Here is a 20,425-nt window from a genome sequence, read left to right on the forward strand (position 1 = left end):
GTCATCCGCGGCGCGGCTTGCGCCCCTTCATCTTGTTGGCGGCCTTCTTGACCGCCGACTTGAAGGCCTGCATCGCCGACTGCGGCCCGGCGGCAACGGCAGCGGTGCTGCGCTCCACCCGCTGGTCGCTGGTGGCCGCCTCCGCCTTGTGGCGCGAACCGCGCTTGGCCGACGCCTTGACCGGCACGCCGCCAGAGGTGGCCCCCTTGTCCTTCATGGCCCGCGCCGTCAGGTCTTCGCCTTCGCGCACCAGGCGGAAGTCGATCTTGCGGCCGTCCAGGTCGACGCGGCTCACCTGCACCCGCACCCGCGTGCCGATGGCGTAGCGGATGCCGGTGCGCTCGCCGCGCAATTCCTGGCGCATCTCGTCGAACTTGAAGTATTCGCCGCCGAGCTCGGTGATGTGCACCAGGCCCTCGACGTACATCGCGTCGAGGGTGACAAAGATGCCGAAGGTCGTGGCCGCGCTGACCACGCCACCGTATTCCTCGCCCAGATGCTCACGCATGTACTTGCATTTGAGCCAGGCCTCGACGTCACGGCTGGCCTCGTCGGCGCGGCGTTCGTTGGCGCTGCAATGCAGGCCCGCGGCTTCCCACGCGAGCACTTCCTTGGTCGGCGCGATGGTCGCCTTCTGCGGCTTGTTCGTCGGCGCCTTCACGCGCGAAGCGAGGCGCTTGGCCAGCTTGGCATGCGCCTCGCCCGGCGTCGGCAACATCGGCAGCTGGTAGCGCGTCTTCGTGAGGATCGCCTTGATCACGCGGTGCACCAGCAGGTCGGGGTAGCGACGGATCGGGCTGGTGAAATGCGTGTACGCCTCGTAGGCCAAGCCGAAGTGGCCGCTGTTGAACGGCGTGTAGATCGCCTGCTGCATCGAACGCAGCAGCATGGTGTGGATCTGCTGCGCGTCGGGACGCTCCTTGGTGGCTTCGGCAATCGCCTGGAACTCACCGGGCTTCGGATCGTCGGTGATGCTGAGGCCCACGCCCATGGCCTTCAGATAGCCGCGCAGGATTTCCTTTTTCTCCGGAGTCGGACCTTCGTGCACGCGGAACAGGCCCGGGTGCTTGCCTTCGGCGATGAAGTCGGCGCTGCAGACGTTGGCCGCGAGCATCGCTTCTTCGATGAGCCGATGCGCTTCGTTGCGCGTGCGCGGCACGATCTTCTCGATGCGACCGGCGTCGTCGCAGATGATCTGCGTCTCGGTGGTTTCGAAGTCGACCGCGCCACGCTTGCCGCGCTGCTTGAGCAGCGCCTTGTAGACGTCGGCGAGGTTCAGCAGGTCCTTGACGCGGTCCTTGCGCTTGGCGGCTTCAGGGCCGCGCGTGTTGCCGAGGATCGCGGCCACTTCGGTGTACGTGAAGCGCGCGTGGCTGAACATCACGGCCGGATAGAACTGGTAGGCGTAGATCTCGCCATCAGCGGCCACGAGCATGTCGCACACCATGCACAGGCGCTCGACCTCGGGGTTCAGCGAGCACAGGCCGTTCGAGAGCTTCTCGGGCAGCATCGGGATGACACGGCGCGGAAAGTAGACGCTGGTGGCGCGATCGTAGGCATCGATGTCGATCGAAGAGCCGGTCTGCACATAGGCGCTGACGTCGGCAATCGCAACCAGCAATCGCCAGCCCTTGCCGCGGCCCACCTTGGCGGGCTCGCAGTACACGGCATCGTCGAAGTCGCGGGCGTCTTCGCCATCAATGGTGACGAGCGGGATGTCGGTGAGATCGACGCGCCCCTTCTTGTCGGCGGGGCGAACCTTCTCGGGCAATGCCTTGGCGTCGGCCAGGCATTCCGCGGAAAACTCATGCGGCACGCCGTACTTGCGCACGGCGATCTCGATCTCCATGCCGGGGTCGTCGATCTCGCCCAGCACTTCTCTCACACGGCCGACGGGTTGACCGAACAGGGCTGGCGGCTCGGTGAGTTGCACAACGACCACCTGGCCCACCTTGGCGGGACCGGTCGCGCCCTTGGGAATCAGGACGTCCTGCCCATAGCGCTTGTCTTCAGGGGCTACGAGCCAGATTCCGCCCTCGTGCAACAGGCGGCCGATGATCGGTTGCTCGGGACGCTCGACGATCTCGACCACGCGTCCTTCGGGACGACCGCGGCGGTCTTGGCGCACGACGCGCGCCTTGACGCGATCCTTGTGCAACACCGCGCGCATCTCGTTCGGGGGCAGGTAGATGTCTGCCTCGCCGTCATCGCGTTGCACGAAGCCGTGACCGTCGCGATGTCCTTGAACAGTGCCTTCGAATTCGTCCAGCAAGCCGCTGGAATTGACATTATTTTTGATATGATCTCCTTCTTTCCTGAAATTCAAAACGTACTTGCTTTTGCAGGTATGTGGGCCCAGATGGCGGAATTGGTAGACGCACTAGTTTCAGGTACTAGCGAGTAACATCGTGGAGGTTCGAGTCCTCTTCTGGGCACCAAGTTTAAACAGACCCTCATCGGGTCTTTCGATTCAAGCCACCGGTCTCCGGTGGCTTTTTTCTTGCCCGCTCGAGTTAGAGCCGGCATCGAGCGACCCACGAATTCCTTCGTTGCTGCGAAATTGCAGCATTCGATTTGGTATACTCGTGGGCTTTCCTGAAATGCCCAGATGGCGGAATTGGTAGACGCACTAGTTTCAGGTACTAGCGAGTAACATCGTGGAGGTTCGAGTCCTCTTCTGGGCACCAGAGTCAAGCAGACCCCTACCAGGTCTTTCGAATGAAGCCACCGGCATCCGGTGGCTTTTTTCTTGCCTGTTCGAATCATCAAATCGGCAGCGCAATCAGGTCATGCCCTTCGGCGCCAACGATGCGCGCGCGGGTGAACTCACCAACCTTCAGCGTCTTGCTGATCTTCTCGGGCGGCAGTAGCCGCACAGTGCCGTCGATCTCCGGTGCGTCGGCGTAGGTGCGCCCAACACCGCCCTTGCGGCCCATGCCCGGCGCGGAATCGACCAGCACCTGCATCGTTGCGCCGATGCGGCGTTGCAGCTTGGCGATCGACACGGCTTCGGCCACTTCCATGAAGCGGGCGCGCCGCGCTTCGCGCTCGGCCTCCGGCAGCATGCCGGGAATGTCGTTGGCGGTTGCACCTTCAACCGGGCTGTAAGCAAAGCAACCGGCGCGATCGATTTCGGCCTCGCGGATGAAGTCGAGCAGATGCCCGAACTCTTGCTCCGTTTCGCCAGGGAAGCCCGCGATGAAGGTGCTGCGGATCACGAGCTCCGGGCACACCTCGCGCCAACGCGCGAGCCGCTCCAGGTTCTTCTCGCCGCTCGCGGGACGCTTCATGCGTTTGAGCACATCGGGATGGCTGTGCTGCAGCGGCACGTCGAGGTACGGCAGCACTTGGCCGCTCGCCATCAAGGGGATGATTTCGTCGACGCTCGGGTACGGGTACACATAGTGCAGGCGAACCCAGGCGCCGTAAGGCTCGGCGATTTCGCCAAGCGTGCGCACCAGTTCGAGCATGCGGGTCTTGACCGGCTTGCCGTCCCAGAAACCGGTGCGGTACTTCACGTCGACGCCGTAGGCGGACGTGTCCTGACTGATCACCAGCAGTTCTTTCACGCCACCCTCGAACAGGGCCTTGGCCTCGCCGAGCACATCACCCACCGGCCGCGACACGAGGTCGCCGCGCATCGACGGGATGATGCAGAAAGTGCAGCGGTGGTTGCAGCCTTCGCTGATCTTCAGATACGCGTAATGGCGCGGCGTCAGCTTGAGGCCGGCAATGCCGAAGGTGTTCGGCACCAGGTCGATGAACGGATCGTGCGGCTTGGGCAGGTTGGCATGCACCGCATCCATCACCTCCTGCGTGGCATGTGGACCGGTCACGGCCAGCACGCTCGGATGCATCTGCCGCACCAGGTTGCCGCCCTGATCGCCGGTCTTGGCGCCCAGGCAGCCGGTGACGATCACGCGGCCGTTCTCGGCCAGCGCTTCACCAATGGTGTCGAGGCTTTCCTTCACGGCGTCGTCGATGAAGCCGCAGGTGTTGACGATCACCAGATCGGCACCTTCGAAAGTCTTGGAGGTTTGGTAACCCTCAGCGCTCAGCCGGGTCAGGATCAATTCGGAATCGGTCAGTGCCTTGGGGCAGCCAAGGCTCACAAAGCCGACCTTGGGGGCGGTCGACGTGGTCGTTCGTTCGGGGGAGGCAACTTCGCTCATATGCCTCTATTGTCCCAGCTATCGGTGACAACCGGGCAATCATTGGGCAAGCCCCGCCTCGGTGCAGTCCGAAGGCGCTCAGGGGCGCTTGATGCCAAAGGCCCCCAGCACCTGTTCGGTGTTTTTCTGCATCTGCTCCTGCATCTGCAGGAAGACATTCTTCGATTGCTCGACGTAGTTGCCCATGAGGCCCTGGAGCATCGGCGACTGCATGGTCATGAATTTCGACCACATCTCGGGCGTCAGGCCCTCGGCCTTGTCGGCGAGCTGCGCTTGGACTTCAGTCATCGCCTGGATGTTCTTCTCGAGGTACGGCCCCATGTAGCCCTGCATCGCCTGACCATAGAAACGGATGATGTTGGCCAGCACCTGCTCGGTGAACATCGGCGCCCCACCCGCTTCTTCTTCCAGAATGATCTGCAGCAGGATGCTGCGCGTGAGATCGTCGCCGGTCTTGGCATCGCGCACCACAAACTGAGCGTTCTGGATGACCAGCTGCTTCACCTCGGTCAGCGTGATGTACGTGGATGTCTCGGTGTCGTAGAGCCTTCGGTTGGGGTACTTCTTGATCACACGCTGTACCGGTTTGACCCCGGACTTCTTGCTCTGCACTGCGGACTCCTTCACATGGACGCCCATGTCATCGGATGATTCTAGGGAGCGGTTTTGCTGCATCGCGACAAGGTTTACCCTGACCGCGCGTCGCACTTCAGCCCCGCGATGTGGCGTACTCGGCGCCGCATGCGTGGCAGGCGGCTGTTTCGGGGCGTTCTTCGGTCGCCTCGCGAAAGCGAAGCGGACTCTTGTGACCATAGACCACCCAGCATCGTGGGCAGTGCTCTTGCCCCGCGGTCGGCAGATACGCGCGGGCGCGTTGTTCGGCACGCTCCTCGGTCACCGCCACGCCTTGCCGAAGGGCTCGCGCCACTTCGCGCGCGGCCATGGTGTCGGTACGGCCGCCCGCGTGGTCGTTGATGCCGTAGACCGCACGCGCAAACTCAATGGGCGCCTGCCGCAACAATGCGGCAATGCGTGCGCCAGCATGAGCCCGATCAACCAATGTTGATCGCGTATTCATCGAATCGCTTGTCAAGAAATTTGAGATGGGATTGCAGAGCGACCAACGTAGCACAACAACATGGCCATGGTCTTTTTCTGCATCACCAAAAGGGACAATTGCAACACCGGGGAACCCGGTGAAAGCTCTGTTCAACAGACCCGGTGGTTGGCCGGAAGTTGAACAGAAATTGGTAGGCGCGATTGGACTCGAACCAACGACCCCCACCATGTCAAGGTGGTGCTCTAACCAGCTGAGCTACGCGCCTAAGGATGTGTCCGAGAAGCAGCTATTGTAGCAGGAGAAAACACGCTTTTTAGCGGCGACGTGCAGATCGCACACCAACAACTGCAGTGACGATGCCGAGCACCTGCGTCAGCCGTGCCGCATCGGCGATTTCCACAGTGAACGTCATCCATGCCGTGCCCTTCACGGACTGCGTCTGCACACCGATCACGTTCATCTTTTCTCGAGCAAACACATCGGAGATATCGCGCAGCAGGCCTTGACGGTCGGCTGCCTCGACAGCGACGTCGACCGCATACACCGGCGCATCGCCGCCCTTCTTCGTCGCGCCCCATTCGACATCGATCACACGCTCGCCATCGCGCGTGGCCATCGTGCGGAAGTTGCTGCAATCGCTGCGGTGCACGCTGACGCCATGGCCGCGCGTCACGAAGCCGCTGATGGCATCGGGCGGCGCGGGCTTGCAGCACTTGGCGAGCTGCGTCATCAGTGACGACACGCCCACCACCAGCACGCCGCCCTTGCCGGATTTCTCGCTGCCGCGCGCCTTCTTGATCTGCACGCCGTCGTCGGGGTTCGGTGCCGGCTCAGGCGGACGCAGCAGCGTCTCGATGTTGCGCAGGGAGAACTCGTCCTTGCCCACCACTTCGAACAGATGGTCCGCCGACTTGAAGCCGAGCTGCGAAGCCAGGTCCTCGAGCCGCATGGCCGTCTTGCCTTCACGCTGCAGCAGCTTCTCTACCGCTTCGCGTCCGCGTGCGACGGTCTCGTGCGTGATCTGTGCGTTGAACCATGCACGCACCTTGGCGCGCGCGCGGTGACTCGCCAGGTAACCCAGTTCGGCGTTGAGCCAATCGCGAGACGGACCGCCTTCTTTGGCCGCAATGATCTCGACCGTCTGCCCGTTCGACAGCGGCGTATTGAGCGGCACCATGGCGCCGTCGACGCGCGCACCGCGGCAGCGATGGCCCAGCGTGGTGTGCACCGTATAGGCAAAGTCCACCGGCGTCGCGCCCTGCGGCAACTCGACGATGGCCGCGTCGGGCGTCAGCACATAGATGCGGTCGTCGAAAAGGCCCTGCCCTTGCAAGCCACCGGAAAGATCGCGCTCCCACGCCAGCAGCTGACGCAACACCGCGATCTTCGCGTCGTACTCGCCGCTCGCCCAGACGCCCGCGTAGCCCTTGTGACCTGCTTCCTTGTAGGCCCAGTGCGCCGCCACGCCATGCTCGGCATGGTCGTGCATCTCTTCTGTGCGGATCTGGATCTCGATCGGCTTGCCCGGCTTGCCATCGACCAGCTCGCGCACCACCGTGTGCAGCGACTGGTAGCCGTTCGGCTTGGGCCGCGCGATGTAGTCGTCGAACTCCTCGTCGATCGGCTGGAAATGCGTGTGCACCCACGCCAGCGCCGCATAGCAGTCCTTCACGTCCGCCACCACCACACGCAGCGCGAGGATGTCGAACACCTGCGCAAAGTCCAGCGACTTGCCGCGCATCTTCTTGACGATGCTGTAGATGTTCTTGGGCCGCCCCTGCACCGTGGCGTGCACGCCCTCGGCCTGCAGTTCGCGTTCGAGTTCCGAGCGCAATTGCTCGATGTGGCCTTCACGCTCGATGCGTTTTTCGTCGAGCAGGCGCGCAATGAGCTTGTAGGTTTCAGGCTCGATGAACCGGAACGAAAGATCCTCGATCTCCCACTTCACCTGCCAGATGCCCAGGCGATTGGCCAGCGGCGCAAACACCTGCAGCGACTCGCGCGCCACGCTCTCGGGCGCCGGCTGCTTGCTGGCCGCCGCATGGCGCAAAGTCTGGAGGCGCGACGCAAGCCGCAGCATCACGACGCGCAGATCGCGCGAGAACGCCAGCAGCATCTTGCGCACGTTCTCGGTCTGCGCACCGGCGCCCTCGATGTGATGCCCCTGGGACGCCGATCGGGCCTGCTCCTGCACGCGCACCAGCTTGGTGGTTTCGACCGCGAGCGCCGCGAAGTTGTCGCCGAACACCTTGGCGATCACCTCCTGCGGCCGGTTCAGGTGCTGGCACGAATAAACGAGGTAGCTCGCCGCCTGCATGGCCTCGGAGCCGCCCATCTTCGCGACGATGGCGGCCACCGCATCGGCATGCGCCAGGGTGTTCTCGCCGGTGTCGAGTTTTTCATCGGCGATCAGCGGTTCGGCAAATGCGCGGGCGCGCGCGAGCATGTTCTCGATCACCGGCGTGCGGTCGGCCGTTGCAGCGGACAACGGATAGTCGACCACGGCGGTATCGGACAAGGGCGCCGTCTGCAGGCTCGATGACTCGCGCTTCACGCTTTCACCCCATCAATCGAACAGGAAGGAAGTGACGACGGCGACTTGCGCGGGATCGATGAAGGTCGGCGCATGGCCCACACCTTCGAACTCGACCAGCGCCGCCTTCGGGCCGCGCTGCGTCATGGCTTGTGCCGTCTCGCGCGAGAGCAAGTCCGATACGGCACCGCGTGTCACCAGCGTGCGCGCGGTGATGGCGTCGTACAGGCTCCACATGATCGCGCCGCCCTGTGCCGCCGCTTCGGGTGTGATGGCGCGTAGCGCCACGGCGATGGCCGGGTCGTAGTGCAGAAGCCACTGACCATTACCTGCTCCGCTGCCGGCTTCGATCTTGGCGGCGCCATCGGCTCCGCGCTGCGAAGCAGGCACCACCATGTGCTGCGAAAGCGCGAGCCATTGCTCGGGCGTGTGCGGACCGAAGCTGGTCGAGATCGCCCACATCGCATCGGCCGCTTCCTTCACGCTGCCGTAGCGACCGCCCTGCCCCACGTACGCGGCGATTCGCTGCAGTGCGACCGGCTCGATCGTCGGGCCTACATCGTTCGCGATGAAGCGACGCACTGGCCGCGCAAGCGGCAGCTCCTTGTGACCCGCCAACACGAAGCCGATCAGCCCGCCCATGCTGGTGCCGAAATAGTCGAGCGTGTCGATCGTCTGTTCGCGTTGCAACTGGGCAATCAGCGCCACCATGTCGGCCGCATAGACAGGCACCTGATAGAAGGCCGGATCGCGCAGCCAGTCGCTGCGCCCGCGCCCCACGACGTCGGGGCAGATCACCCGCACATCGCCACCCGCGCGCGCCACGATGGCCTGTGCCAGCACGTCGAAGTCCCGCCCTTGCCGTGTGAGCCCGTGCACGCAGACCACGACATGCGCGCTGCGCTCGTCGCCCCATTGCCAATAGGCCATGCGATGGCCGCCCTGGGCGTCGTCGCATGCCACGTAATGAAGCGTCGGTTCGGTCATGAAAACGGGGAGGTCGTGGTGCGGATAATGGTCTCGTTGCATCCTAATTCATCCGGAGATTGATCTTCATGCTCAAAGGCAAAACCGCGCTTGTCACGGGGTCCACCAGCGGCATTGGCTTCGCCATTGCCCAGTCGCTTGCCCAGCAAGGCGCACACATCGTGCTCAACGGCTTCGGCGATGCCGAAACACCCAAGTCCCAGATCGAAGCGCTCGGTGTTCGCGCCGAGTACCACAGCGCCGACATGAGCAAACCCGGCGAGATCGAGGACATGATGAAGTTCGCCGCGTCGAAGTTCGGCCGTGTCGACATCCTCGTCAACAACGCCGGCATCCAGCATGTCGCCAAGGTCGAGGACTTCCCGGTCGAACGTTGGGACGCGATCATCGCGATCAACCTCACGAGCGCATTCCATACGACACGCCTGGCGATCCCGGCGATGCGCGAAGCCAACTGGGGCCGCATCATCAACGTCGCATCGGCGCATGGCCTCGTGGCCTCGGCGCAGAAGTCAGCCTATGTCGCGGCGAAGCACGGCATCGTCGGCTTCACCAAATCGGTCGCGCTCGAAACCGCGACCACCGGCATCACCAGCAATGCGATCTGCCCCGGCTGGGTGCTCACGCAACTCGTACAGAAGCAGATCGACGACCGCGCGGCCCGCGAAGGCATCTCGGCCACACAGGCGCAAAACGATCTGCTGGGGGAGAAGCAGCCCTCGCTGCAGTTCACGACAGTCGAACAACTCGGCGGACTCGCGGTCTTCCTGTGCTCGCCGGCCGCCGACCAAGTGCGCGGCGTGGCCTGGCAAATGGACGGCGGCTGGACAGCGCAGTAAAGCGCCGTCCAGCGGGGCCTGCGCTCTTTACTTGAGCTGCACCGACCCCGACACGTTCACGATCACGCTGGTCTTGCCGGCTTCGACCGGCACGGCCGAATCGGCCGAGAACGACTTGGCCTGCATCGCCATCACCCGCGGACGCGGTCCACCGTCGTTCGCGTTCACCGACACCTCTCGCAGCGTGTAGCCGCCGAAGCCGAAGCCCTTGGCCAGCTCGTTGGCCTTCTGCTTGAAGTTCTCGATTGCGATGTTCTGGGCTTCGGTCTCGGTCTTGGCGCGCTGCTCGCGGCTCAGGCCGAAACCAACGTTGCCCACGCTGAGCGTGGTGATGCGGCCGGCGGTCTGCGTGATGCGCGGGAAGTCACGGCCTTCGAGCACCAGTTCGGTCGATCCCTGCCAGCCGTTGATCTTGCCGTCCTTGGTGTAGCGCGGCGAGAGGCTGAAGTTGCCGGTGCGCACGTCGAGCTGACCAGTTTGGGCGTTCTTCTTGGCTTCGGTCAGCGCGGCATCGAGTGCGGCCTTGAGCTGGGTCTGCACCGTGGCCGCATCGGTCGCGTCGCGGGTGGTCACGAGCGTCATGCTCAACAGGTCCTGCTGGACCTCGACCGTGCCGGAAGCGGTGAGTTGCAGCACGTTCTGCGGTGCCGGGGTGACCACGTTCTGGGCCAGCGCGGAACCGGCGGCGGCCAGGGCGGCGCAAACCGCGAGCAATTTGATTTTTTTCAAGACAAGGGACTCCCTAGATGGATGGCGAGAAACGCCGGCGCCAAGGCGCTCAGTGGCGCTGGCTGCGCGGCACGTTCAGCGCACGGGCGGCGGGCATCGGAGCCGGCGAGATTCGCTCGGCTGGCTGCGATTCTGCCGAATTCGCCATGGCGCCCACGCCCGGCGGCATCCACTGCCCCCGGATCTGCTGCCGCAACTCGAACAGCTCCCCGGCGGTCAGGCGTCGGCCGGCGGCGGCTTCCTCACGTCGGATTTCCTCTCGCTGCGCCGCCCGGTGGGCGGCCACGGCATCCCGCACTTCGCTGCGGCGCACCTCGCCGACCCTGAAAAAGTCACCGGAGACCGCCCATGTGGAACCACAGGCGCAGACAAGAAGCAATGGCAGTGCGGAAAAAGGAAGTCTCATCGAGTGTTGGTCATGAAGGCAGGGGAACTTTGCCACCGCTGCGCTAACGTCGGATGACCAGAGGGCGAGCTTCCGCAAGTTTTGTAACTTAGTGTCAAACCATAAGTAAATCCGGCTCGATGGGGTGCTAACGCCTTCAGAATCGGCGCTGTTACAAATTCAACGTTGTAGAAATGACTCAAGTTCCCGCTCGCACCGACAAGATCGTGATCGTCGACGACGACGCCCGCATCCGTGACCTGCTTCGCCGCTACCTGACCCAGGAAGGTTTCGAAGTGATCGTGGCCGAGGACGGCAAGGCGCTCAACCGCATCCTGTTGCGCGACACGGTCGACCTGATCGTGCTCGACCTGATGATGCCCGGCGAAGACGGCCTGTCCGTCTGCCGGCGCCTTCGCGCCGCCAACGACCGCACGCCGATCATCATGCTCACCGCCAAGGGCGAAGACGTGGACCGCATCGTCGGCCTCGAAGTCGGCGCCGACGACTACCTCGGCAAGCCCTTCAACCCCCGCGAACTGCTGGCCCGCGTGCACGCCGTGCTGCGCCGCCGTCCGCCGCTCGAGGCCCCCGGCGCTCCCTCCACCGAGAACGAGACCGTCACCTTCGGCCCGTTCGCCTTCGACCTCGGCTCGCGCACGCTCAAGAAGGACGGCGAGGAGCTCTCGCTGACCACCGGCGAATTCGCGATGCTGAAGGCGCTGGTGCGCCATCCGCGCCAGCCGCTGTCGCGCGAAAAACTCGCCCAGCTGGCCCGCGGCCGCGAGTTCGAGCCCTTCGACCGCAGCCTGGACGTGCAGATCTCGCGCCTGCGCAAGCTGGTCGAGTCCGACGCCGCGGCGCCGCGCTACATCCAGACCGTCTGGGGCGTGGGCTACGTGTTCGTGCCGGACGGCACGGCCTGAGCCGCCGCTGAGAGGTGGCCATCGGCCCATCTGCCAGACCTGCCAGACCCGGCCCGGCGCAGGAGGACGGCGCGCAGGTCACGATGCCGAGCCCGCTGGAGGCCAGCGCGGCGCGTGACCGTCGCCCCGGCCTCAAGCTGGGCTTCAGCCTTTTCTGGCGCACTTTCTTCCTGCTCGCGCTGCTGCTGATCGGCTGTACGGTCGCCTGGCTGCAGACGTTCCGCTCGCTCGAATACGAGCCGCGCGCCATTCAAACGGCCCACCAGATCGCCTCGCTCGTGAACCTCACGCGCGCGGCGCTGGTGTATTCGGACGCCATCACCCGGGTGTCACTGATCAAGACGCTGGCCGACCAGGAAGGCGTGCGCATCCTGCCGCGCGAGCCGAACGACCGCTTCCAGCCCTACACCAGCGGTGCGCTCGACCAGCGCGTGACCGAGGAGCTGATCGACCAGCTCGGCGAAGGCACGACCGTGGCCAGCCGCGTGAACGACGAGGCGGGCCTCTGGATTGGTTTCACCATCGAGAGCGACACCTATTGGCTGCTGCTCGACCCGACGCGCTTCAGCCGCGTGGGCGGACGCACCTGGCTGGTCTGGCTCAGCACCGCCATGGCGCTGTCGCTGGCCGGTGCGGCGCTGATCACGCGGCTCATCAACCTGCCGCTCAAGCAGCTGTCGCGCGCCACCATGCAGGTGCGCGAAGGCGAATACGAGGCGCACCGGCTCGACGAGCGCGCCCGCACCAACGAGATTCGCGCGGTCAATATCGGCTTCAACCGCATGGCCGACCAGCTCGCCAAGATCGAGCAGGACCGCGCCATCATGCTGGCCGGCATTTCGCACGACCTGCGCACGCCGCTCGCGCGCCTGCGCCTGGAAACCGAGATGAGCGTGGCCGACGAAGACGCGCGCGACCACATGGCCGCCGACATCGCCCAGCTCGACGCGATCATCGACAAGTTCCTCGACTACGCCCGGCCAGACCACGTCGATCCGCGCCCCGTGCTGCTGCGCGATGTGGTCGATGCCTGCACCTACGCCGTGCAGGACTACGAGGAGATGAACATCAAGGTCGAGGTCCCGCCCGATCTGCGAGTGCTGGGCGACGAGGTCGAACTCACCCGCGTGATCTCCAACCTGGTCGAGAACGCGCGACGCTACGGCAAGACGCCGGCCACCGGCGTCGCGGACGTCACGATCCAGGCGCAGGCGAACAATGATGCGGTGCTGATCAAGGTGCGCGACCACGGCGCGGGCGTCGAGCCCGCCCTGCTCTCGCAGCTGACCAAGCCCTTCTTTCGCGGCGACGCGGCACGCACGTCGGCAGCGGGCGCGGGCCTGGGCCTGTCGATCGTGGCGAAGAACATCGAGCGCATGGGCGGCACCTTCGCGCTCACCAGCACGCCGGGGCGCGGGCTCGCGGCCCACATCCGCATGCCGCGCGCCATGCCGACGCCCAAGCCCGGTGAAGTACCGGGCGGCGGCAAGAAGCCCGGCTGATCCGGCCTTTCCAGAGGCTCAGCGGTGGAGCAGAACGGCCGCGCGCGCTTCCATCGCGCGGCCCTCGCCCACCGGGCCGAGCTTCTCGGCCGTCTTGGCCTTCACGTTGACCTGATCTAGCGCGATGCCCAGGGTGTCCGCGATGCGCTGGCACATGAGCGGAATGTGCGGCGCCAGCTTCGGCGCCTGCGCGATCACGGTGCTGTCGACGTTGCCGATCTCCCAGCCGGCGGCCCGCACGCGGCGTGCCGCTTCGGCCAGCAGCACCGCTGAATCGGCCCCGCGGAACTGCACGTCGGTGTCGGGAAAGTGCCGGCCGATATCACCGAGTCCGGCACCGCCGAGCAGCGCATCGGTGATCGCGTGCAGCAGCACGTCTGCGTCCGAATGCCCCAGCAGGCCGGTCGTATGCGGTACCTCGATGCCGCCCAGGATGAGCTTGCGCCCCGCCACGAGCTGGTGAACGTCCCAGCCCTCGCCGACGCGAATGTTGAAGGGTGCAGATGACGTCATGCGATGGCCTTCTTGCGGCTGAGCAACACTGCCTCGGCCAGTGCGAAATCTTCGGGAAAGGTCACCTTGAAATTCTGGGCGTTGCCCGGCACCAGCAGCGGCGCGAGGCCGATGGCCTCGATGGCGCTGGCCTCGTCCGTCACCGCATCGCCCACGCGCTCCAGCGCATCGAGCAGCATGCCGATGCGGAACATCTGCGGCGTCTGCGCCAGCCATTTGTCGGCCCGCGACAAGGTCTGCGAGACGCGGCTGTCAGTCGAGGACACCTTCAGCGTGTCGGCCAGCCGGTGCGCCAGCAGGCCACCGACGGCGTCGTGCTCGCAGGCGGCGATCAGCGCTTCGATCTGACTGGAAGTGACGAGGCAGCGCGCCGCGTCGTGCACCAGCACCCAGTCGTGTGCCCCGGCGCCCTTCTGCCGCAACGCGGCAAGGCCGTTGCGCACCGTGGCCGCCCGCGTCAGCCCGCCGACCTGCAGCAGGTATTCGCCGTCGCCCGGAAAACGCGGCAGCGCGGCCTGCACTTCACGGTCGTCCGGCGACACCACCACGGCCAGCCCGGCGAAGCGGCCTGCCAGCGCGCGGAACGCCTCCACCGTATGGGCCACCATCGGCACGCCCGCGATCCGCTGGTACTGCTTGGGCTGGGCGCCACCCGCGCGATGGCCGGAGCCGGCGCAAGGGATCAGCACAAAAAATCGGGAAGAAGACATTGATGGGGGCGGCACGGGCCAATGGCCGACAAGCGAATAAAGGGCCGCCATTCTAGAATTGCCCTCCGCACACCCCTCGCCGCCCGGCGCGGGGTGTCTTGCATTTTTCGAAGCGTTCCATGGACCTCCCCCACCTTACGGCGGGCAAGCGTTTCACGCTGCCGCGCCCCCCTCTGTCGGCCGATGCCCTGCTGCTCGCGCAGCTGGGCATGCGCGAGAAGGCCGCCGGCCGCGCCACCGCGATGTTCACGGCCGACGCCAACGACGCGCAGCGCCTCATCGACGAGATCAAGTTCTTCGCGCCCGACCTGCGCTGCGCCCTCTTTCCCGACTGGGAAACGCTCCCCTACGACAGCTTCTCGCCGCACCAGGACCTGATCAGCGAACGCCTGGCGACCCTCTGGCGAATCAGCCAGAAAGAGGCCGACGTGGTGCTGGTGCCCGCCACCACCGCGCTCTACCGCCTCGCGCCGCCCGCGTTCCTGGCCGGCTACACCTTCCACTTCAAGGCCAAGCAGAAGCTCGAGGAATCCAAGCTCAAGGCCCAGCTCACGCTGGCCGGCTACAGCCATGTGACGCAGGTGGTGAGCCCGGGCGAGTACGCGGTGCGCGGCGGCTTGATCGACCTCTTCCCCATGGGTTCGCTGGTGCCGTTTCGCGTCGACCTGTTCGACGACGAGATCGACTCCATCCGCACTTTCGACCCCGACACCCAGCGCAGCCTCTACCCCGTGCCCGAAGTGCGCCTGCTGCCGGGCCGCGAGTTCCCGATGGACGACGACGCCCGCGCGCGCTTTCGCAGCCGCTGGCGCGAACTGCTTGAGGGCGACCCGACCAAGAGCCGCATCTACAAGGACATGGGCAATGGCGTGGCGACCGCCGGTATCGAGTACTACCTGCCCCTCTTCTTCGACGAGACGGCCACGGTGTTCGACTACCTCGGGCCCGATGCCACGGTCGTGCTGCACGGCGACCTCGAACCCGCATTCCAGCATTTCTGGCAGGACACGAACGAGCGCTACCGGCTGGTGCGCGGCGACCCCGAACGTCCCGCGCTGCCGCCCGAGGCGCTGTTCCTCAATGCCGAGCAGTTCTATCAGCGTGCCAAGCCGCACGCCCAATTGGCCATCCGTGGCAACATCGCCACCGACACGCCCTACGCCGAGTTCGACAAGCTCCCGCCTTTCGCGGTGGTGCGCGGCGCCGAAGACCCGCTGGTCGGCCTGAAGGCCCACATCGCCGCCACGCCGCACCGCGTGCTGATGATTGCGGAAAGCGACGGCCGGCGCGAAAGCCTGCTCGACTTCCTGCGCGCAAGTGGCGTGAGCCCACCGGCCTTCGACTCGCTGGCCGAGTTCGAGGCGTCCACCGACGAGAAGATCGGCATCGTCACCGCCGCGCTGGCCTCGGGCTTTGCGTGGCGCGAGCAAGGCATCGATCTCGTCACCGAGACCGAGCTGTTCGCCACCGCGCCCACCACGCGCCGCCGCAACAAGAAGCAGGAACAGGTCAGCGACGTCGAGGCGCTGATCAAGGATCTTTCGGAGCTCAACGTCGGCGACCCGGTGGTCCACACCGCGCACGGCATCGGCCGTTACCGCGGCCTCATGCACATGGACCTGGGCCAGGGCGTCGACGCCGAGGGCAAGCCGCTGTTGCAGGAAATGCTGCACCTGGAGTACGCCGACAAGGCCACGCTCTACGTACCCGTGTCGCAGCTGCACCAGATCAGCCGCTACACCGGCGTGAGCGCCGACGAGGCCCCGCTGCACCGGCTTGGCTCCGGCCAATGGGAGAAAGCCAAGCGCAAGGCCGCCGAGCAGGTGCGCGACTCGGCCGCCGAGCTGCTCAACATCTACGCCCGCCGCGCCGCGCGTGAAGGCCATGCCTTCCGCTACTCGGCTGCCGACTACGAGGTGTTCGCCAACGACTTCGGCTTCCAGGAAACCGCCGACCAGAAGGCGGCGATCCACGCCGTGGTGCAGGACATGATCTCGCCCCAGCCGATGGACCGCCTGGTCTGCGGTGACGTGGGCTTCGGCAAGACCGAGGTCGCGCTGCGCGCCGCCTTCATCGCGATCACCGGCGGCAAGCAGGTGGCGTTTCTTGCGCCCACCACGCTCCTGGCCGAGCAGCACTACCAGACGCTGGTCGACCGCTTCGCCAAGTGGCCGGTGAAGGTGGCGGAAATGAGCCGCTTCCGCTCGGCCAAGGAAATCACGGCCGCCGCGAAGGGGCTGGCCGAGGGCCAGATCGACATCGTGGTCGGCACGCACAAGCTGCTCTCGCAGTCGGTCAAGTTCAAGAACCTGGGCCTGCTCATCATCGACGAGGAGCACCGCTTCGGCGTGCGCCATAAAGAGGCGATGAAGGCGATGCGCGCAGAGGTCGACGTGCTCACGCTCACCGCCACGCCGATTCCGCGCACGCTGGGCATGGCGCTGGAAGGCCTGCGCGACCTGAGCGTGATCGCCACCGCGCCGCAGCGTCGCCTGGCGATCAAGACCTTCGTGCGCAACGAGGGAACCGGCGTGATCCGCGAAGCCGTGCTGCGCGAGTTGAAGCGTGGCGGACAGGTCTATTTTCTGCACAACGAGGTCGAAACCATCGAGAACCGCCGCCAGAAGCTCGAGGAAATACTGCCCGAGGCCCGCATCGCGGTGGCCCACGGCCAGATGCCAGAGCGCGAGCTGGAGCGCGTGATGCGCGACTTCGTGGCGCAGCGCTACAACCTCTTGCTGTGCTCGACCATCATCGAGACCGGCATCGACGTGCCCACCGCCAACACCATCGTGATGAGCCGCGCCGACAAGTTCGGCCTCGCGCAGTTGCACCAGCTGCGCGGCCGCGTCGGACGCTCGCACCACCAAGCCTATGCGTACCTGATGGTGCCGGACACCGAGGGCCTCACCAAGCAGGCGGCGCAGCGGCTCGATGCCATCCAGCAGATGGAAGAGTTGGGCTCCGGCTTCTACCTCGCGATGCACGACCTGGAAATCCGCGGCACGGGCGAAGTGCTCGGCGAGAACCAGAGCGGCAACATGATGGAGATCGGCTTCCAGCTCTACAACGAGATGCTGAGCGAAGCGGTGCGCGCGCTCAAGGCCGGGCAGGAGCCCGACCTGCTGTCGCCGCTGTCGGTCACGACCGAGATCAACCTGCACGCCCCAGCCCTTTTGCCCGACGACTACTGCGGCGACGTGCACCTGCGCCTGTCGTTCTACAAGAAGCTGGCCACCGCCAAGACGCCAGACCAGATCGACACGCTGCTTGAGGAAATCGTCGACCGCTTCGGCAAGCTGCCGCCGCAGGCGCAGACGCTCATCGACACGCACCGCCTGCGTGTGCTCGCGCGGCCCTACGGCGTGGTGAAGGTCGATGCGGCGCCGGGCATCATCAACATCACCTTCAAGAAGGATGCACCGGTCGACGGCATGGCCATCATCCAGCTGGTGCAGAAGAACAAGCACATCAAGCTCGCCGGCAACGAGAAGCTTCGCATCGAACGCGAACTCAAGGAGCCGAAGGACCGCGCGCAGATGGTGCGCGACGTGCTGCGCAGCCTCGGTCAACCCCTCGTCAAGGAACCCGCCCCCGCATGAGCGCTACAGAAGAAATTTCTCCCGGTCTCGTCCTCCAGCGCGTGAAGCCGCCGCTGGCGCTGGCCGACTTCAAGCTGATCGCGTTCGACATGGATTCGACGCTGATCAACATCGAATGCATCGACGAGATCGCCGATGCCGTCGGCAAGAAGGCCGAGGTGGCTGCGATCACCGAGGCCACGATGCGCGGAGAGATCAAGGACTTCAAGGAAAGCCTGCGCCGCCGCGTGGCGCTGCTGCAGGGAGTGCCGGTCGAAGCGCTGCAGCAGGTGTACGACGAGCGGCTGAAGCTCAACCCGGGCGCAACCGAACTGGTTGCAGCCTGCAAGAAGGCCGGCCTCAAGGTGCTGCTCGTATCGGGCGGCTTCACCTTCTTCGCGAACCGCGTGAAGGACCGGCTGGGCATCGACTTCGCGCGCTCGAACCTGCTCGATGAAGCCGACGGCAAGCTCACCGGCCAGGTCGTGACGCAAAGCTGGGGCGACATCTGCGACGGCGCCGAGAAGCGCCGCACGCTGCTCGAAGTGGCTTCGCTCATGGGCATTTCGCCGCAGGAAACCATTGCCGTGGGCGACGGCGCTAACGACCTGCCGATGATGGGCGAGGCCGGGCTCTCCGTGGCCTATCACGCGAAGCCGAAGGTGCGCGAGCAGGCCATGGTCGCCATCAACGAAGGCGGGCTCGACCGGCTGTTGGAGATCTTGAAATGACCGACGCCAACGTGCCGCTCTACCGCGCCGACGCGCTGCGGGACTACGCGAGCGCCCTGCTGCAGAAGGCCGGGCTCGCTGCAACGATGTCCGACAGCGTCGCCCGCACCCTGGTCGAAGGCGACCTGCTGGGACACGACACCCACGGCCTCGCGCTGCTTGCCGGCTATGTGAAGGAAATCGAATCCGGCGGCATGACTCCCGACGGCGCACCCGAGGTGCTGTCGGACCGCCCCGCCGCCGTGCTGTGGGACGGCAAGCGCCTGCCCGGCCCCTGGCTCATGGACCAGGGCATGGACCTGCTGGTGCCACGCGCCCGCGAGCTCGGCACCGCCTCGCTCGTGATCCGCCGCAGTCACCACATCGCCTGCCTCGCCGTCTACATGCTGCGCGCGCTGCAGGAAGACATGCTGATGCTCTTGGCCTGCTCGGACCCCAACGCGGCCAGCGTCGCGCCCTTCGGCGGGACGCAGGCGGTGTTCACGCCGAATCCGCTGGCGATGGGCTTTCCGCTTTCGCAGGGCGGCGTGATGGTCGACATCTCGGCCTCGATCACCACCAACGGCATGAGCAACCGCAAGCGCGCGGCCGGCGAGACCTTCGCCGAGGAATGGCTGATCGACGCCAGCGGCAAGCCGACGAACGACCCAGAGGTGCTGTTCGACGAGCCGCCCGGCACGCTGCTGCCCGTGGGCGGCCTCAGCCACGGCCACAAGGGCTATGGCATGGCGTTGCTGGTGGAAACGTTGACGGCGGGATTGGCCGGCTTTGGCCGGGCCGATCCCAAAGAGGGTTGGGGTGCGACGGTGCACATCACGCTGCATGACCTGAATGCGTTCGGCGGCAAGGAAGCGTTCCTGCGTCAGATGGACCACGTGGCGGCCCAGTGCCGGGACAACACGCCGATCGACGCGGCAAAGCCGGTCCGGCTGCCGGGCGAAGGCGGGTTGAAGCGCCGGGAAGCGCAATCGAAAAACGGGGTGCGGCTGCACCCGTCGATTGCGCGCTCGCTGCAGGAAGCGGAGCAGCGCCACGGGCTGCAGCTCGCGCAGGCGCTTTTCTAGGGGTCAGTCTTCCTCGAGCGGCTCTTCGGTCCGCTCCCCGGCTGGGCGCGGCGTGCGCTTGCCGGGCTTGGCCAGGATCTCGACGTAGAACTGCTTGCCGGCATCTTTCACGATGCCGTCGATCAGCTTGTTGATGGCTGGCAAATGGGCGACTTCAGCGGTTTCCGCCGATGCCCCGAACTTGCAATCGAAGTCCCAGAAATCGCTGCCCTCGGGCAGATCGCGCCGCCGCTCGCGCTTGATGTACTTGCTGATCTCGTGCTTGATGGCTTCGACGAGACGATCGGGGTGCTTGCCCTCGACTTGAAGCTGAAAGGTTTTTCTCATGGGTGATCGTAACGCCCCCGAGGGGGCTGCCGCGCTGTGTACAGTCGGCGGTTCAATGGAAAGCAGGTGATAGACATGGCGCGCGCAAACGACTGGGCAAGCAAGGTGATGGCATTGGTGAACGGCGGCAACGCCCCCGCGGCCATCGCGCAGATCAAGGTCGCGCCCTCGGTCAAGGACCTGAAGGCGCTGCAGACCATCATGACGCTCTCGAAAATGAAAGGCCGCTATCCGAACGTGGATGCGGCCATTTCGGACAACCTGGACCTGCTGGCGGCGCCCCGCCTGCATCGCTCGCCCTGAGGCATCGTCCCGCAACCTGATCCGGAATCCGTCAAATGAGAACCGTTCTCGACAATAATCGAG

General features: G+C 65.4%; 18 protein-coding genes and 3 tRNA genes. 9 read left to right on the plus strand and 12 right to left on the minus strand.

Annotated elements, in window-relative coordinates:
- Position 1 precedes the first annotated feature (1 nt).
- The gene (rnr, locus tag VARPA_RS16615) at positions 2-2,272 is read right to left on the minus strand and encodes a ribonuclease R (protein WP_013541746.1); all 2,271 of its coding nucleotides are present in this window, start codon (positions 2,270-2,272) and stop codon (positions 2-4) included.
- An 81-nt stretch (positions 2,273-2,353) separates the two neighbouring features.
- On the opposite strand from rnr, the gene VARPA_RS16620 reads away from it, so the two are divergent.
- Both VARPA_RS16620 and VARPA_RS16625 read left to right on the plus strand, forming a co-directional pair.
- Positions 2,354-2,438 (plus strand) — tRNA-Leu (locus tag VARPA_RS16620).
- Positions 2,439-2,602: 164 nt separating this feature from the next.
- Positions 2,603-2,687, plus strand: a tRNA-Leu gene (locus tag VARPA_RS16625).
- 78 nt (positions 2,688-2,765) lie between these two features.
- On the opposite strand, the gene rimO is transcribed toward VARPA_RS16625, so the two are convergent.
- The 6 genes from rimO to VARPA_RS16655 all read right to left on the minus strand — a co-directional run bounded on the left by rimO (position 2,766) and on the right by VARPA_RS16655 (position 8,794).
- Positions 2,766-4,172: a 30S ribosomal protein S12 methylthiotransferase RimO gene (gene rimO / locus VARPA_RS16630; RefSeq protein WP_013541747.1), complete on the minus strand. Its 1,407-nt coding sequence runs from the start codon at positions 4,170-4,172 to the stop codon at positions 2,766-2,768.
- 78 nt (positions 4,173-4,250) lie between these two features.
- Positions 4,251-4,811, minus strand: a complete 561-nt coding sequence (phaR, locus tag VARPA_RS16635) for a polyhydroxyalkanoate synthesis repressor PhaR (RefSeq protein WP_013541748.1) — start codon at positions 4,809-4,811, stop codon at positions 4,251-4,253.
- Between the two features lie 70 nt (positions 4,812-4,881).
- Entirely contained in the window at positions 4,882-5,385 is a 504-nt protein-coding gene (locus VARPA_RS16640; RefSeq protein ID WP_234974765.1) for a hypothetical protein, read from the minus strand.
- A gap of 35 nt (positions 5,386-5,420) precedes the next feature.
- Positions 5,421-5,497 (minus strand) — tRNA-Val (locus VARPA_RS16645).
- Between the two features lie 48 nt (positions 5,498-5,545).
- Positions 5,546-7,735: a RelA/SpoT family protein gene (locus VARPA_RS16650; RefSeq protein WP_234975087.1), complete on the minus strand. Its 2,190-nt coding sequence runs from the start codon at positions 7,733-7,735 to the stop codon at positions 5,546-5,548.
- A 63-nt stretch (positions 7,736-7,798) separates the two neighbouring features.
- A complete protein-coding gene (locus VARPA_RS16655; RefSeq protein WP_013541750.1) occupies positions 7,799-8,794 on the minus strand; it encodes an alpha/beta fold hydrolase in 996 nt (331 codons plus the stop codon).
- Positions 8,795-8,820: 26 nt separating this feature from the next.
- Between VARPA_RS16655 and VARPA_RS16660 the strand changes: the two genes are divergently transcribed.
- On the plus strand, positions 8,821-9,591 hold the full coding sequence (locus tag VARPA_RS16660) for a 3-hydroxybutyrate dehydrogenase (RefSeq protein ID WP_013541751.1): 771 nt from the start codon (positions 8,821-8,823) through the stop codon (positions 9,589-9,591).
- Positions 9,592-9,618: 27 nt separating this feature from the next.
- Here the strand turns inward: VARPA_RS16660 and VARPA_RS16665 are convergent, their stop codons facing one another.
- Together VARPA_RS16665 and VARPA_RS16670 are read right to left on the minus strand one after the other, a co-directional pair.
- Positions 9,619-10,320: an SIMPL domain-containing protein gene (locus tag VARPA_RS16665; RefSeq protein WP_013541752.1), complete on the minus strand. Its 702-nt coding sequence runs from the start codon at positions 10,318-10,320 to the stop codon at positions 9,619-9,621.
- 49 nt (positions 10,321-10,369) lie between these two features.
- The gene (locus tag VARPA_RS16670; RefSeq protein WP_041943717.1) at positions 10,370-10,726 is read right to left on the minus strand and encodes a hypothetical protein; all 357 of its coding nucleotides are present in this window, start codon (positions 10,724-10,726) and stop codon (positions 10,370-10,372) included.
- Positions 10,727-10,899: 173 nt separating this feature from the next.
- On the opposite strand from VARPA_RS16670, the gene ompR reads away from it, so the two are divergent.
- Positions 10,900-11,631 carry a two-component system response regulator OmpR gene (gene ompR / locus VARPA_RS16675; RefSeq protein ID WP_007837017.1) on the plus strand — a complete coding sequence of 244 codons (732 nt, stop codon included), beginning with the start codon at positions 10,900-10,902 and terminating at the stop codon, positions 11,629-11,631.
- 83 nt (positions 11,632-11,714) lie between these two features.
- The gene (locus VARPA_RS16680; protein WP_013541753.1) at positions 11,715-13,133 is read left to right on the plus strand and encodes a sensor histidine kinase; all 1,419 of its coding nucleotides are present in this window, start codon (positions 11,715-11,717) and stop codon (positions 13,131-13,133) included.
- An 18-nt stretch (positions 13,134-13,151) separates the two neighbouring features.
- Here the strand turns inward: VARPA_RS16680 and ispF are convergent, their stop codons facing one another.
- Positions 13,152-13,646, minus strand: coding sequence for a 2-C-methyl-D-erythritol 2,4-cyclodiphosphate synthase (ispF, locus tag VARPA_RS16685; RefSeq protein WP_013541754.1), 495 nt, complete (start codon positions 13,644-13,646; stop codon positions 13,152-13,154).
- Positions 13,643-14,356 (minus strand): 2-C-methyl-D-erythritol 4-phosphate cytidylyltransferase, encoded by a 714-nt coding sequence (ispD, locus tag VARPA_RS16690; RefSeq protein WP_013541755.1) that lies wholly within the window; start codon positions 14,354-14,356, stop codon positions 13,643-13,645. The genes ispF and ispD overlap by 4 nt, the downstream gene beginning before the upstream one ends.
- Before the next feature lie 119 nt (positions 14,357-14,475).
- On the opposite strand from ispD, the gene mfd reads away from it, so the two are divergent.
- The 3 genes from mfd to VARPA_RS16705 are packed head-to-tail and all read left to right on the plus strand — an operon-like array spanning position 14,476 to position 19,732.
- Entirely contained in the window at positions 14,476-17,958 is a 3,483-nt protein-coding gene (mfd, locus tag VARPA_RS16695) for a transcription-repair coupling factor (protein ID WP_013541756.1), read from the plus strand.
- Positions 17,955-18,668 (plus strand): phosphoserine phosphatase SerB, encoded by a 714-nt coding sequence (serB, locus tag VARPA_RS16700; RefSeq protein ID WP_013541757.1) that lies wholly within the window; start codon positions 17,955-17,957, stop codon positions 18,666-18,668. The genes mfd and serB overlap by 4 nt, the downstream gene beginning before the upstream one ends.
- Positions 18,665-19,732, plus strand: coding sequence for an Ldh family oxidoreductase (locus VARPA_RS16705; RefSeq protein WP_013541758.1), 1,068 nt, complete (start codon positions 18,665-18,667; stop codon positions 19,730-19,732). Before serB ends, VARPA_RS16705 begins: the two co-directional genes overlap by 4 nt.
- Before the next feature lie 3 nt (positions 19,733-19,735).
- Here the strand turns inward: VARPA_RS16705 and VARPA_RS16710 are convergent, their stop codons facing one another.
- Positions 19,736-20,059, minus strand: a complete 324-nt coding sequence (locus VARPA_RS16710; RefSeq protein ID WP_013541759.1) for a DUF6172 family protein — start codon at positions 20,057-20,059, stop codon at positions 19,736-19,738.
- 75 nt (positions 20,060-20,134) lie between these two features.
- Between VARPA_RS16710 and VARPA_RS16715 the strand changes: the two genes are divergently transcribed.
- Positions 20,135-20,362, plus strand: coding sequence for a hypothetical protein (locus VARPA_RS16715; protein WP_013541760.1), 228 nt, complete (start codon positions 20,135-20,137; stop codon positions 20,360-20,362).
- The last annotated feature ends 63 nt before the right edge of the window (positions 20,363-20,425 follow it).

This window comes from Variovorax paradoxus EPS, from assembly GCF_000184745.1.
Taxonomy (GTDB): domain Bacteria; phylum Pseudomonadota; class Gammaproteobacteria; order Burkholderiales; family Burkholderiaceae_C; genus Variovorax; species Variovorax paradoxus_C.

Bases quoted from the DNA above. Each gene is read 5' to 3' on its own strand.
- rimO (WP_013541747.1), bottom strand. From the start codon at position 4,172: ATGAGCGAAGTTGCCTCCCCCGAACGAACGACCACGTCGACCGCCCCC.
- phaR (WP_013541748.1), bottom strand. From the start codon at position 4,811: ATGGGCGTCCATGTGAAGGAGTCCGCAGTGCAGAGCAAGAAGTCCGGG.
- VARPA_RS16655 (WP_013541750.1), bottom strand. From the start codon at position 8,794: ATGCAACGAGACCATTATCCGCACCACGACCTCCCCGTTTTCATGACC.
- VARPA_RS16660 (WP_013541751.1), top strand. From the start codon at position 8,821: ATGCTCAAAGGCAAAACCGCGCTTGTCACGGGGTCCACCAGCGGCATT.
- VARPA_RS16670 (WP_041943717.1), bottom strand. From the start codon at position 10,726: ATGAGACTTCCTTTTTCCGCACTGCCATTGCTTCTTGTCTGCGCCTGT.
- ompR (WP_007837017.1), top strand. From the start codon at position 10,900: ATGACTCAAGTTCCCGCTCGCACCGACAAGATCGTGATCGTCGACGAC.
- VARPA_RS16680 (WP_013541753.1), top strand. From the start codon at position 11,715: ATGCCGAGCCCGCTGGAGGCCAGCGCGGCGCGTGACCGTCGCCCCGGC.
- ispF (WP_013541754.1), bottom strand. From the start codon at position 13,646: ATGACGTCATCTGCACCCTTCAACATTCGCGTCGGCGAGGGCTGGGAC.
- ispD (WP_013541755.1), bottom strand. From the start codon at position 14,356: ATGTCTTCTTCCCGATTTTTTGTGCTGATCCCTTGCGCCGGCTCCGGC.
- mfd (WP_013541756.1), top strand. From the start codon at position 14,476: ATGGACCTCCCCCACCTTACGGCGGGCAAGCGTTTCACGCTGCCGCGC.
- serB (WP_013541757.1), top strand. From the start codon at position 17,955: ATGAGCGCTACAGAAGAAATTTCTCCCGGTCTCGTCCTCCAGCGCGTG.
- VARPA_RS16705 (WP_013541758.1), top strand. From the start codon at position 18,665: ATGACCGACGCCAACGTGCCGCTCTACCGCGCCGACGCGCTGCGGGAC.
- VARPA_RS16710 (WP_013541759.1), bottom strand. From the start codon at position 20,059: ATGAGAAAAACCTTTCAGCTTCAAGTCGAGGGCAAGCACCCCGATCGT.
- VARPA_RS16715 (WP_013541760.1), top strand. From the start codon at position 20,135: ATGGCGCGCGCAAACGACTGGGCAAGCAAGGTGATGGCATTGGTGAAC.